This is a genomic window from Massilia phyllosphaerae (assembly GCF_034659755.1).
In the GTDB taxonomy this organism is placed as follows: Bacteria; Pseudomonadota; Gammaproteobacteria; order Burkholderiales; family Burkholderiaceae_D; genus Telluria; species Telluria phyllosphaerae.
This window is the reverse complement of sequence record NZ_JAXSQX010000001.1, coordinates 795770-809235: the sequence shown is the minus strand read 5'-3', so window position 1 is coordinate 809235 and position 13466 is coordinate 795770. Positions and strand designations below refer to the sequence as shown.

At 66.7% G+C, this 13466-nt stretch carries 11 protein-coding genes; 5 read left to right on the top strand and 6 right to left on the bottom strand.

Annotated elements, in window-relative coordinates; genetic code table 11:
- Positions 1-11: 11 nt before the first annotated feature.
- The 6 genes from U1H99_RS03495 to U1H99_RS03470 all read right to left on the bottom strand — a co-directional run bounded on the left by U1H99_RS03495 (position 12) and on the right by U1H99_RS03470 (position 9318).
- A complete protein-coding gene (locus U1H99_RS03495; protein WP_323140374.1) occupies positions 12-1679 on the bottom strand; it encodes a methyl-accepting chemotaxis protein in 1668 nt (555 codons plus the stop codon).
- Positions 1680-1831: 152 nt separating this feature from the next.
- A complete protein-coding gene (locus tag U1H99_RS03490; RefSeq protein ID WP_323140373.1) occupies positions 1832-3574 on the bottom strand; it encodes a DUF8614 domain-containing protein in 1743 nt (580 codons plus the stop codon).
- Between the two features lie 73 nt (positions 3575-3647).
- On the bottom strand, positions 3648-4697 hold the full coding sequence (locus U1H99_RS03485) for a WD40/YVTN/BNR-like repeat-containing protein (RefSeq protein ID WP_323140372.1): 1050 nt from the start codon (positions 4695-4697) through the stop codon (positions 3648-3650).
- Positions 4698-4876: 179 nt separating this feature from the next.
- Positions 4877-6397 carry an efflux transporter outer membrane subunit gene (locus U1H99_RS03480; RefSeq protein WP_323140371.1) on the bottom strand — a complete coding sequence of 507 codons (1521 nt, stop codon included), beginning with the start codon at positions 6395-6397 and terminating at the stop codon, positions 4877-4879.
- 141 nt (positions 6398-6538) lie between these two features.
- Positions 6539-8155, bottom strand: coding sequence for a DHA2 family efflux MFS transporter permease subunit (locus tag U1H99_RS03475; RefSeq protein WP_375341579.1), 1617 nt, complete (start codon positions 8153-8155; stop codon positions 6539-6541).
- Between the two features lie 11 nt (positions 8156-8166).
- On the bottom strand, positions 8167-9318 hold the full coding sequence (locus tag U1H99_RS03470; protein ID WP_323140370.1) for an HlyD family secretion protein: 1152 nt from the start codon (positions 9316-9318) through the stop codon (positions 8167-8169).
- Positions 9319-9435: 117 nt separating this feature from the next.
- Here U1H99_RS03470 and U1H99_RS03465 point away from each other — a divergent pair, with 117 nt between their 5' ends.
- From U1H99_RS03465 to U1H99_RS03445, 5 genes are all read left to right on the top strand, one after another.
- A complete protein-coding gene (locus U1H99_RS03465; RefSeq protein ID WP_323140369.1) occupies positions 9436-10089 on the top strand; it encodes a TetR/AcrR family transcriptional regulator in 654 nt (217 codons plus the stop codon).
- Positions 10090-10236: 147 nt separating this feature from the next.
- Entirely contained in the window at positions 10237-10422 is a 186-nt protein-coding gene (locus tag U1H99_RS03460) for a hypothetical protein (RefSeq protein ID WP_323140368.1), read from the top strand.
- Positions 10423-10590: 168 nt separating this feature from the next.
- Complete coding sequence (locus tag U1H99_RS03455) at positions 10591-11751, top strand: sensor histidine kinase (protein WP_323140367.1); 1161 nt, start codon at positions 10591-10593, stop codon at positions 11749-11751.
- Between the two features lie 20 nt (positions 11752-11771).
- Complete coding sequence (locus U1H99_RS03450) at positions 11772-12539, top strand: LytR/AlgR family response regulator transcription factor (protein ID WP_323141203.1); 768 nt, start codon at positions 11772-11774, stop codon at positions 12537-12539.
- Between the two features lie 327 nt (positions 12540-12866).
- The gene (locus tag U1H99_RS03445) at positions 12867-13451 is read left to right on the top strand and encodes a PEP-CTERM sorting domain-containing protein (RefSeq protein WP_323140366.1); all 585 of its coding nucleotides are present in this window, start codon (positions 12867-12869) and stop codon (positions 13449-13451) included.
- Positions 13452-13466 lie beyond the last annotated feature (15 nt).

The window sequence follows — 13466 nt, the reverse complement described above, 5'->3', positions numbered from 1 at the left end:
AATAGCGCCATTTAAGCGGCGTCAAACGCGGTGTTGCCGTACGACGACGGTGCACCGATGGCCAGGCGCCGCGCCTGCGTGCCAGCTGCCGCCGCAGCCGGCCGTGCGGCGTTTTCCAGCTTGAACACACTGACCAGGTCGGCCAGGTGCGCGGCTTGCTCGTGCAGGCTCACCGCAGCCGCGCCGGCCTCCTCGACCAGCGATGCGTTCTGCTGGGTGGCATCGTCCATCTGCGCGATAGCGACATGGACCTGCTCGATGCCCGCGCTCTGCTCGCGGCTGGCGCGGCTGATGTCGGCCATGATGTCGGTCACCTGCTGCACGCTGGACAGGATCTCCTGCATGGTGTCGCCGGCCTGGTCGACCAGCTTGGTGCCGGCGTCGACCTTGGTCACCGAATCGCCGATCAATTGCTTGATCTCGCGGGCAGCCGCGGCCGAGCGCTGGGCCAGGTTCCTGACCTCGCCCGCCACCACCGCGAACCCCCTGCCCTGCTCGCCGGCTCGTGCCGCCTCGACCGAGGCATTCAGCGCCAGGATATTGGTCTGGAACGCGATGCCGTCGATAACGCCGATGATCTCGGCGATCTGGCGCGACGAGGTATTGATCGACGACATCGTCTGCACCACCTGCGCCACCACCGCGCCGCCGCGCTGGGCCACGCTGGAAGCCGATTCGGCCAGCTCGTTGGCCTGGCGCGCGTTCTCGGCGTTCTGGCGCACGGTGCCGGTCAGCTCTTCCATCGAGGAAGTGGTTTCTTCCAGCGTGCCGGCCTGGCGCTCGCTGCGCTCGGCCAGGTCCTGGTTGCCGGCCGTGATCTCGGCCGAGGCGTTGGCGATGGTCAGGGTGCCGGCGCGTACCTGGCTGACGATGCCCACCAGGCTATCGCGCATGTTGGCCATCGCGAACAGCAGGCTGCTACGGTCGCCGGGGCGGGTGTCGATCGCGACCGACAGGTCGCCGGCGGCAATGGCGCCGGCGATCCGCACCGCATCGTCGGGCTGGCCGCCGAGCTGACCAAGCAGCTTGCGGCTGATCATCCAGGCGGCGCCGGCGCCGGCGGCGGCGGCCACTGCCAGCAGGGCCAGCATCCACGCAAAGAAAGTACCGGACAATTGACGCGCATCGGTGGCGGCTCCGTTGTTCAGTTTTTCCTCGAGGTCGATCAGCGCGTTCACGCTGGCCAGCCATTCGACGAACACGGGTGCGGCCTGCTTTTCCAGCAGTATGGTGGCCTCGGCAACCTGCCCGGCCTGGCGCAGCGCGATCAGTTGCGCGATCAGCGGCTGGGCGCGCTGCTCGACACTCTTGATCCGGACCAGGTCGTCCTTTTCTTCCGCCAGGACGCCCTGGCCGGCACCGAGCAAGGCATCCAGCGGACCCGCCGATTTCTGGTAGTTGGCATCGAGTTGCTTGATGGAGGCAATGACGGCGTCGGCCGCGGCCGGCGTGGGCGCCAGCACGAGGTCGCGTACCGCGATCGAGCGGTCATGCACGCTGCCGCGGAAATTGATTGCATGCCGCTGCTTGACGCCGTTGACGTCATTGATATGGGTAAGGATCGCGTCGATCTGGCCAACCCGATGGATGGCCAGACCGGCGAGCAGGGCCATCAAGGCCAGGATGCCGCCAAAACCGAACGCTAGGCGCTTGCCGATGGTAAAGCCGGTGGATGTCATGATGTGTTGACCAAAAGGCCGCAAGAGTTTAGAAATTTCCAATTGGAATTTTAAAAACTGTAGCACACATCAATGAAAAAGTTCCGTGCGGAAATTAACTTAGAGTAAGCAACATTTCTACATGGATAATTTCCTGTCTGCTATTTACAACGTCAGCGCACGATCCACTTCAGCGGCGGCTTGGCGGGCGCCAGCTTGGCGGCGGTGACGAAGGCGGGACGGATGTCGTTCGGCACCGCCTTCATCTTGTCCAGCGCCTTCTGCACGTCCGGACGGATCACGACGTAGCGCTGCATCAGCGCCTGCGCGCGCGGATAATCGCCGGTGGCTTCGATGGTCAGGAATTCGCGGTCGAGATCGGCCACGGCGCCCTTGATCTTGGCCAGGTCGACCGAGAAGGTGCCGTCGCCATGGGAGACGAAGCCGCCTTTGTCGAGCAGGTAGTTGACCTGGATCGCCATGCCGCGCGCGTGCGAATCGGTCAGCCCGAAGTGCAGGGTGCGGAAGGCCGAGGCCAGGAAGGTGTTGTATAGCTTGCGCTCGGCGGCCGCGCCCTGCCCCAGCGAATTCTTCAGCTGCCCCTTCTCCATCATATACGCAAGTGCCCACAGGCCGGTGACGTCGGCCTTGGCTTCCTCGATGGTCGAATAGGCGTCCTTCAGGTCCTGGCGCGGCGTCGACGGCTTGCCGTCCTTCGTGGTGGTGGCATGCGGGCCGAGGCCGTGCATGATCTCGTGCGCCAGGATGTGGGTGAAGAAGGAATCGAAATCGAGGTCCTTCTGGTCGGCCGGGCGCAGCACCAGCTTCGAGATCGGCAGCAGCGTGGCGTCGAACTTGGCCTCCTGCACGTTCTTGAGCATCACGCGCTTGGAACCGCGCTGGCGGATGATGCGTTCGTCGTTGGGCAGGTTGTAGGCGGCCGTCTGCACGCCCATGTTGCCGTCGCCGGCGCCGTAGACCTGGTTCACCACCACCATCGGCGCGATCGCCCCGACCTTCGGATTGCGGTACCTGGCGTCGAGCGGCAGGTTGTTCTCCAGTTCCTGCATGTGCTGGCCGAAGAAGTTCAGCTTGGCGGTTTCCTTCGCATCGCGCACGTTGACGTAGGCTTCGAAGGCGGCCTTGTAGCCGAACAGTTCGTCGTTATAGGTTTCGTACGGCCCGATGGTGACGTCGACCGGCGAATCCAGATCCATCCAGGCGAAGTCGGAGGCCAGGTAATCGTTGGACAGGAAGGCGTCCGCGCGCAGGTTCAGGAATTTCTTGAGCGAGGCGTTGTCGGTGGCCTTGGCCGCTTCCTTCAGCAGCTTTGACAATCTTTCGAGTTCGGGACGGTATTCGTCCGAATATTTCACGATCTTGAATTTGCCATCCTTGCCACTGCGGATCGTGGTGAAGAACCACTGCGCCTGTTCCTTGTCGGCGGCAGGCAGGCCGTTCATCCAGCTTTCCACCGCGGCCTTGCCGGCGCCTTCGGGATAGAAGTTGGCGGCCGCCGGCTTTTCCAGCGGGATTTTGATGCCGGCGTACTCGGCCGGCATGAAGGAGCGGTTGCCGTCGATGATCGACCATGGTCCCTTGTTCAGCCAGAAGTAATCGCGGCGCGCCTTGCCCAGCGGCGTGGTGTCCTTCTGCAGGGCGGCCCACAGCGTCTCGTTGCCGGACCAGCGCTGGCGCAGCTGCAGGGTGTCGACGATCTTGGCGGCGTCGATCAGCTTGCCGATGGCGACGCGGTCGCCGGCCGAGAGCTTGCCCGTGTCGGCAGTAAGGTCGACCGGGGCGAAGCGCTTGGCCATCGCGTTCAGGTCGGCGACCGACGCCGGCGCCACAGGTTCGGCGGCGTGGGCCAGGCCGGCAGCGGCCACCAGGGCCAGCGGAGCGAGAAGGTTCTTCATAGGTTTCCTTGAACAGGTTGCAGTCGCGCGATTGTAATCCTGTTCCGGGAGGCATGGACCGCCAACGATGGCGTCAACGCGGACGGGCGTCCGGGGCCGTATCGGTATATTTCATCAATAATCCCTTTGGCCCGACGGCCCAGCCGCTGCCGCCGGCGGCAAAGCCGACCGTGTTGACCGGCGTGCGGTCGAGCACGGTCCAGCTCTTGCCGCCGTCGCGCGTGATGCCGGAACCGGCCAGGCCCGCGGCGACATAGGTGCGCGCCGCGCCCGGCACCGGCACCACCACCGACATGTAGCCGGCCGGCTGCACCGGCGCCGCCGTCCAGGTCGCGCCGCCATCCTGGGTGACGGCGCCGTTGACGCCTTCCAGCAGTTTTTCCTTGTAGTCGCCGCCGACCGCGATGCCTTCCTTCGGATTCGGGAAGCCGACCGAGAACACGCCCTTGGCCGCCGCGCCGGCCGGGATCGGGGTCGCCACCGCGCGCCAGGTGCGTCCGCGGTCGTTCGAGTGGAAGACGCGCGCGCTGCTTGCGCCGCCGGTGCCGATCCAGGCATCGCCCGTGCCGGCCACGGCGATGCTGGTGCCGCTGGCGGCGAATGCGCCTTCCGAGGGCAGCGCATCCAGTCCCGTGGCTTGCACTTCGCGCCAGCTTGCGCCGCCATCGCCCGTGGCGTAGACCTGGAAGCGCCCCTTGACCGGGTCGCCGAACAGGATGCCGTTGTCCTTGTCCCAGAAGGCCATGCCGTCCCAGAAGCCGTCAGCGTAGCCGTTGGTGGCGATCGGCGTCCAGTGGGCGCCGCCGTCGACGGTGCGGAACAGGCGCGACGCCGCACCCGGCCCGGCGCCCATGGCGATGGCGATGTCGGCGTCGAAGGCCTGGATGTCGCGGAAATCGATCTTGTCGGCGTCCGGCACCTGCATGGCTTGCCAGTGGCTGCCGTCGACCGTGCGCAGGACGGTGCCCTTGGTGCCGCTGGCCCAGGCGACCGTGCCGCTCACGACCGAGAGGCCGCGCAGTTCGGCGCTGGTGTTGCTGGCTTGCGGCTGCCAGGACTGGGCAGAGGCAGGGTTGGCGGCGAGGAGTGCTGCGATGAACAGGGCGTGGGGGCGCAGGGACATGGACGGTATCGGCGGGAGTTGTGGTGGTTGCCGATATTACACCGTTGTTAACACTACTCGAAAAACTTGGGTTCCCGCCTTCGCGGGAACGACGGTTTCAAGTGCAGCGGCTTGAACAACGTCGTCCCCGCGCAGGCGGGACGTCATCCCCGCGCAGGCGGGGAGCCAAGTTTGTCTATTTAATTGCCGGCCTTGGCAATGGTCGCCTCCGGCGCCCCCTGCGTCCAGCCGCCGCCCAGCGCACGCGCCACCGACACTGCGGCCACCAGGCGCTGGGTACGGATCTGCGCCGCGGCGCGGTCGGCCGCCAGCGCGCTGCGCTGGGCGTCGGTGACGTCGAGGTAGGTCGAGACGCCGCGGTCGTACCTGGCCTGGGCCACCAGCAGCCCACGCGCGGCGGCTTCCTGGGCCTGCAGCTGGACGTCGCCCTGCTGCTGGCGCTGGGCCACGTCGGACAACGCATCTTCCACTTCGCGCAGGGCGGTCAGCAGGCGCGCTTCGTGGTTGGCCACCGCTTCGTCGTAGCGAGCCTTGGCCAGGTTCAGGTTGGCGCGGTTGCGGCCGGCGTCGAACACCGGCAGCGACAGTGCCAGCGGACCGAACGAGAACTGGCGCGCGCTGCCCTGGGCCAGGTCGCTCAGGCTTTTCGAGGCGTAGCCGAAGTTGCCGGTCAGGCTCACCGCCGGGTAGAACGCTCCCTGGGCCACGCCGATCTGGGCATTGAACGAACGCAGGGTCTCGACGCTCGAGGCCAGGTCGGGGCGTTGCCCCAGCAGGCTGGCCGGCAGGCCGACCGGGATGCTCGGCGGCAGCGGCAAGGCGCTGTCCTGGACCGTCGCCAGGATCGGCTGGCTCGGCGACACGCCCACCAGCACGGCGAGGGCGTGTTCCAGCGTGTTGCGCTGGCGCTGGACTTCGTGCAGGTCGGCTTCGGCGTTGGCGCGCTCGATGCGGGCGCGCGAGACGTCCAGTTCATTCGACAGGCCGGCGTTGAAGCGCGCCTCGATCAGTTCCTGCGATTCGCGCCGGGTGGCCAGCGCGGTGCGCAGGATCGCCATCTCGGTGTCCAGGCCGCGCAGCTGCCAGTAGGTCGTGGCGACCTGGCTAGAGAGCATCAGCAGCACGCCGTCGCGGTCGTCCTGGGCCGCCAGCGCCTGGGCATCGGAGGCCTCGACCACGCGGCGCACGCGACCCCACAGGTCCAGCTCGTACGAGAAGTCGGCGCCGACCGCATAGTTGTTGCCTTCGATCGAACGGTGGCCGAGCGCCAGGCCCTGTGCGGTCTCGGCCGAGGTACGCTGGTTGGCGATACCGGCCGACACGTTCACGCGCGGCAGCTGGCCGGCACGCGTCACGCCCAGCTGGGCCTGCGCCTGCAGCAGGCGCTGCGCGGCGGCGCGCACGTTCGGGTTGTCGTGCAGGGCGCGCGTCTCCAGCTGGCTGAGGGTGGCGTCGTTGAAGACGGTCCACCACTCGGCCGGCAGGCGCGCAGTATCGTTCGGCTGGGCGGCCGCCTGCGCACCCGTCTGGGCAGCACTCGACGCAGCGGCGCCCGCTTCCGCCGCGTGGCGGTAGGCCGTGGTGTCGACGCTCTTGGGCGCGACGAAGTTGGGGCCGACGGTACCGCAGGCGCTCAGCAGCGTGGCGATGGCGGCGGCCAGCGCGGTGTGGATGACAGGCTTGAACATAGTATTTTTCATTCGAAGATCTCTTTTAGCCGTCGCCCCTGCGAAGGCAGGGGCCCAAGTTCGCAACTGATTCAGCAACTTGGATCCCTGCCTTCGCAGGGACGACGGGCAAACAATACGTTTAATTAGTCGGTATTGCGTCGTATCCGTTCTTTAGTGGCCGCCACCGGCGCTCGGCCCGCCCGGCGACTTGACCTTGTCCGCGAACCACAGCGGAATGCAGGCCGCCAGCAGGATCACGCCGACGATCCAGAAGCCGTCGTTGTAGGCCATCACGTAGGATTCGCGCCGCACGATGCGGTCGATCGCGGCGAGGGCCTGGTTGGCCGCGGTGGCCGGGTCGATGCCATTGGCGATAAAGCCCTGGGTCAGCGCATCCAGCCTGGCCTGGGTCGCGCTCGAGGCCAGCGACACCGCTTCGCCCAGGCGCGCCGAGTGGAAATGCTCGCGGATGGTCAGCGAGGTCGCCAGCATCGCGATGCCGATCGAGCCGCCCAGGTTGCGCGTCATGTTGAACAGGCTCGAGGCCGACGGCATGTCCTTCGGCGACACGCCGTTCATCGCGAAGTTCGACAGCGTCAGCATCACGAAAGGCTGGCCGATGGCGCGGATGATCTGCGACAGCATCAGCTGGTCGTAGCCGGTCGAGGCGTCCATGTAGGCGTTCATCAGGCAGGAGATGCCGAACATCGCCAGGCCGAACATGCACAGAAGGCGGTTGTCGATCTTCTGCGACAGGCGCGCCACGAAGGGCATCACGAACAGTTGCGGCAAACCCATCCAGGCGATGACTTCGCCGATCTGCATCGGCGAATAGCCCGCGATCTGGCCCAGGAACAGTGGCAGCAGGTACGAGGAACCGTACAGGCCCATACCGATCACGGCCGACAGGATGGTCGCGACCATGAAGTTGCGGGTGCCGTACAGGCGCAGGTTCACGAACGGGTCCGGCCGCGTAAAGCCGATCACGACCCAGCCCAGGATGCCGAACAGCGCCAGCGCGGCGAAGGTGATGATGAAAGCGGAATCGAACCAGTCCTTGGTGTTGCCCTCTTCCAGGAAGATCGTCAGGCTCGCCAGGCCGGTGGCCATGAAGGCGATGCCCAGCCAGTCGGCTTTCAGCAGCACCTGCAGGTTCTGCGGCTCGCGGTCGATGCCCCAGTACATGCCGGCGATGAGGAGCACGCCCGGCACCCAGTTGATGTAGAAGATCCAGGGCCAGCCATACAGCTCGGTGAGGTAGCCGCCCAGGGTCGGGCCCATGGCCGGCGCCAGCGTCGCGGTCAGGCCGAACATCGCCATGCCGACCGCGCGCTTGGAGGCGGGCAGGCGCGTCATGACCAGGGTCATCGCCATCGGGATCAGGGCGCCGCCGCTGAAGCCCTGCAGCATGCGGAACACGATCATGCTCTGCAGGCTCCAGGCCGAACCGCACAGGGTCGAGAACAGCAGGAACAGGGCCGTCGTGCCCATCAGGTAGCGCCGCTGGCCGAGGGCGCGCGTAAACAGCGCGGTCATCGGGATCACCACGATCTCGGCGCACAGGTAGGCGGTCGAGATCCATGAGCCCTCTTCCTGCGTCGCCGACAGCGTACCGAGAATGTCGCGCAGCGAGGAGTTGGTGATCTGGATGTCGAGCACCGCCATGAAGGCGCCGAGCAGGCCGGCGGCCACCGCGATCCAGGTGCGCGCGTCGACGTGCGCGTTGGGCGCGGGCATTGCCGGCATGCCTGCCGGCGGCCCCGACATCGGCTTGGTGGAACTCGTCATGGCTTACCCTGTTATTGAGCGGTAGCGGTTTGCGTTTGCGCCGGCTTCTGGCGCAGGTCGATCTCGACCACCGTCGACATGCCCGGCGCCAAGCGGCCCGCGTACTTCTTGAGGTCTTCCGGCTTGAAGGTGATTTTCACCGGCACGCGCTGGACGATCTTGGTGAAGTTGCCGGTCGCGTTATCGGCCGGCAGCAGCGCGAACTGGTTGCCCGAGGCCGGCGAGAAGCTGTCCACGCGGCCGATCAGCTCGTGGTCCGGCAGCGCGTCGACTTCGACCTTGACGGCCTGGCCGACCTGCAGGCCCGGCAGCTGGGTTTCCTTGAAGTTGGCAGTGACCCAGACGTCGTCCTGCACGATGGCGGCCAGCTGCTGGCCCGGCTGGATGCGGGCGCCAACTTCGACGTTCTTCTTGCCGATGCGGCCGCTGACCGGGGCCAGGATCTGGTTGTAGCCGAGCTGCTGCTGGGCGTCCTTCAGCTGCGCCTGCAGCACTTTCACCTGGGCCTTGAGCACGTCGCGCGCGGAAGCCGCGGCGGCGATCTGGGCCTTGGCGGCGCTGGCGTTGTCGCGGCGCGCGGTGACGTCGGCGTTGGCGCCGGCGCGGGCGGCGGTGGCGGCGTCCAGCTCGGCCTTCGACACGGCTTTCATCTGGGTGTTGTAGAGCTGGCGGAAACGGGTCGCATCCTGGTTGGCGCGCACCAGGTTGGCCTGGGCCTGCGCCACCTGGGCGCCGGCGGCCGAAGCCTGGGCCCTGGCCTGCTCGACCGAGGCGTCGGCCTGGATGATCTGCTGCTTCACGCTGGCGATCTGGGCCTGGATCTGGTCGACCTTCACGCCCTGGTCGGCCGGGTCGAGCTCGGCCAGCACGTCGCCGGCCTTGACCACCTGGTTATCGTCGAACATGACCTTGGTGACGACGCCCGGGATGCGCGAGGACATCGGGTGCACGTGACCGGTGACGTAGGCATTTTCGGTGTCGACGAAATTGGCGCTGCGGTACCACATGCGGCCGCCCACGCCCAGGGCGGCGATGGCGATCACGCCGACCACGAGCAGCACGCGCTTCGGCGGGCCCTTGCCCGCATTGGCGGGGGCGCCTGCGGGTGCTGCGCCGGGGGCGGCTGTCGGTTTCTGCTGAACCGTGGTGTCCTGCTCTGACATGGATGTGACTCCGAAGGAAAAAATGAAATGGGTTGATCGCATTATTCGACAAAGCTCCGGCGAAGTCAAGAAATGAAACGGTTGCATTTCATTTGATCTTGACCTACAGTGTGAACCATGGACAAACTCAAGCAAGACACCGACGGTTGCCCGGGAAAGGCCGCCGGCCGGCCCAAGGCGGCCGACGTCGAGGCGCGCATGCAGGAGCTGCTGCAGATCGCCGGCAGCCTGTTCCTGAAGAACGGCTATACCAAGACCAGCCTGGAATCGATCGCGCGCGCCGCCCACGTTGCGGTGCGCACCATCTACGTCAAATTCGGCGGCAAGGAAGGCTTGCTGCGCGCCGTACTGGCCGCCAAGCGCGACCGTTTCTTCCACAGCCAGCCGATGGACACCGATCCGCGTCCCTTGCGCGACATCGTCGACGACTTCGCCCACCAGATGCACGAGCTGCTGGTGTCGGACGAAGCCGTCGAGATGCAGCGCGTGGTGCTGGCCGAGGCCCCGACCAACCCCGAGCTGGCGGATGCCTTCTGGAACGGCGGTCCGCGTCAGACCCGCGAGATGCTGGCACGCTTCTTCACCCGCCCCGAGATCCGCGCCCAGATGCGTCCCGACGTGCCGCTCGATTTGCTGCCCGGCTTCCTGATGGCCTGCATCTGCGGCGAACAGTTGCGCACCCTGATCTGCCAGCGTCCCAGGACGCCTGATGATGCCCTGCACGAACTGGAAGGCCGGTTGGAGCTCTTCTACCACAGCGTGTTAAGATAATGCTAATCCGCTGTCCAAAAGGTGCGGAAAGAATGTGTGTCAACGCACGGACTCGTCCCTACCCATTTGGCATGCTGTCGATCTTAGAAGGAGAATGTCCATGGAAAACAAAACTACAAGCACGGCTGTTCGCCGCAAGGAGGGTGTATGAGCAAGTCGTCCCGTTATGAGTGGCGCGACCAGCAAGCTGCGCTCCAGGAACGCATGAAGGGTTTCCTGGCCAATCCCGGTGACGAGCAACTGGAAGCGATGGTCGCCGAAATGCGCGCCTATGCCCAGGCTGCCCAGTCCGGCCAGATCGAAATTCCGCAAAGCTGGACCAGTTACAGTTAAGCCGAACCACCTGACAACCATGCCGTTCAGTTCGCTGAGCGGCATTTTTTTTGCCTGGCGCCCGCCAGATGCCTTTCGCGCCGCCGGGCCTGCGTTTCATCGCACGATGCCCTGGGTCTCGATGCGCTGCGCCATAATCCCAGGCTCATGCATCCGATGGAGGACAACATGCCGACGAGCCCAGGCAGCAGCACCGCTCACCCACTGGAAGTCATCGCCCTGTTCCGGCGCTGGCCGCGTTCCACCGCGCGCGACCTGGTCTACACGCTGTTGTGGAGCAGCCTGCTCGGCGTGGCGGTGACGTTCGCCGTCGGGGTCGTGACGGGCAGCACGGTGCCGCTTCTGCCGCGGCTCGGCATGACGCTGCTGGCCTCGAACGCGATCGGCTTCCTGATCCACGGCACGCTGGCCGCGCTGCGCCTGGCGGCACCGGCAGCCTATGGCCGCCGCAGCCGGCCGATGCTGCTGGGCCAGGGTGTACTGATCGCCGGCTGCGTCGTGCTCGGCATTACGCTGACCGAGGTGGTGTTGCGCGGTCCCGATGCCTTGCTGCGGCACCCCGGCAAGCTGGGGCTGCTGCTGCCCGTCGGCGCACTGATCGCGCTGCTGATGATTACCGTGCTGGGCACCATCGCGCGGCGCCAGGCGCGCGAGGCGGAAGCGGCGCGCCAGCAGGAAAAGATCGCAGAAGCCGGGCGCCTGGTCGCCGAAGCCCGCCTGCGCGCCCTGCAAGCCCAGATCGAACCCCACTTCCTGTACAACACGCTGGCCAACGTGGTGAGCCTGATCGGCCCGGCACCTGGCCAGGCGCGCCACATGCTGGAGCGCCTGATCGACTTCCTGCGCGCCAGCCTGGCGGCCAGCCGCGCCGAGCACGCCAGCGTCGGCGCCGAACTCGACCTGGCCGGCGCCTACCTCGACGTGCTGGCGGTGCGCCTGGGCACGCGCCTGCGCTACCGCATCGAGGCAGATCCGGCCTGCCGCGACTGCCCGATCGCGCCGATGCTGGTCCAGCCGCTGGTCGAGAACGCAGTGATGCACGGCATCGAACCCAAGGTCGAGGGCGGCCAGATCGTGCTGCGCGCGCACTGCGACGGCCAGGTCCTGTGCATCGAGGTCTGTGACGACGGCACCGGGCTCGGCCATGCGCCACCGCGCCCCGGCGGTGGCGTCGGCCTGGGCAACCTGCGCGAGCGGCTGCACAGCCTGTACGGCAAAAATGCTCAGGTACAATTAATAGAGAACCCGAGCGGCGGCGTGACCTCGCGCCTGCTGCTGCCCATCGATCCCGACCCCACGGTGCCGCCATCGAACCCATCCGCGCCCTGATTGCCGACGACGAACCGCACCTGCTCGACTACCTGGCCGGCGAGCTGGCTGCCGTCTGGCCTGAACTGCGCATCGCCGGGCGCGCCGCCAACGGCCTCGATGCGCTGCGCCTGATCGACGAACTGGCGCCCGACGTCGCCTTCCTCGACATCCAGATGCCGGGCCTGAACGGCGTGCAGCTGGCGGAGCGCCTCGCCGGCGACGCGGCAGGCGCAAGCCGCGCGCCGCGCGTGGTGTTCACCACCGCGCACGAGCACTACGCGCTGCAGGCCTTCGAGCACGCCGCCTTCGATTACCTGCTGAAACCGGTCCGGCGCGAACGGCTGGAACGCACCGTGGCGCGCCTGAAGGAAGCGCTGGCCGCGCCGGCGCCGGCGCCGGCGCCTGCATCGGCCACCGAGGCGCTGGCCGGCCTGCTGCGCCAGCTGGGGGTGCAGGCGCCCGCCGCCGCCCCGGTGCCGGTGCCGCTGCAATGGATACGCGCCGCCCAGGGCCAGGAGACGCGCCTGATCGCGGTGGATGAAGTCATCTATTTCCAGAGCAACGACAAGTACACCAGCGTGTTCATCGGGGACGGCGAACACCTGATCCGCACCCCGCTGCGCCAGCTGCGCGAACAGCTCGACCCGCAGCAGTTCTGGCAGATCCACCGCGGCGTGATCGTGGCCGCGCGCCACGTGGCCGGGACGCGCACCGACTTCCGCGGGCGCATGCTGGTCAAGCTGAAGGGACGGCCGGAGGAGCTGGTGGTGAGCCGGAACTTTGCCGACGTGTTCAGGCAGATGTGACGCTGCAGCAATAGCTATATCAATAAGGAAATCGGTCTGACCAGTTAGCGTCAATTACGCCACAAATTATTATCTCCCCTTAAATTGGTCAGACCAATTTAATAGCGCCGTGCTAAGATTCCAGAACCTGCCGAGTGTGGCTAAAAACCGCTCCCGGCAGGCAGCGCTCGCCTTTCGCTTCACAGCTGTCCATCCGGCTGTCACCTCTACTGCCCGCACGCAGACGCCCGATCCGCGCAGCCTTCCCACGGCCCGCGCCAGGGCCGCCGCATGCCCGCGGCAGGCCGGCACCGGTTCCGATCCGCAGCAACCACAACTGGAACAATAATGAAAAAAATGATCATGGAGACCCTGGTACTGGCAGCCCTCGCCGCCGGCCAGGCACACGCGGCACCGCTGTCCCTGGACAACGCCAGCATCACGGCCACCTACAACGGCACGGCTGACGTACTCGGCAACGACAGCGGCTACCTGCCCGGCCCTGGCAGCAATGTCAGCGGCCTCGACCCGAACGACAGCTACGTCGAATTCTTGACCGGCGACGCCCTGTTCGGCTTCGACTTCACCCGCAGCGGCCTGCTGTCGATCTACGCCAACATGGTGCCGCCGCTGGACGGCAGCTACTTCCTCACCTTCGATTTCGGTACCTCCCTGGCGGCGCCGATCACCAGCTTCGCCCTAGTCGACGCCGGCGCCGTCGGCGGCCTGCCCCGCCTGTCGGTCTTGAGCAGCCACAGCATCGGGCTCGACTTGAGCGGGCTGGACTGGAACGCGGACTTCATCCCGGTCAGCGCGCAGATCGGCAGCGCGGACGCGGCGGCCGACGTACCCGAGCCGGCCAGTGCCGCCCTGCTGCTGGCCGGCGTTGCCGGGCTGGCGATGAGCCGCCGCAAGCGCGCCGCGCACGCCTGAACGCCCACCAATTCC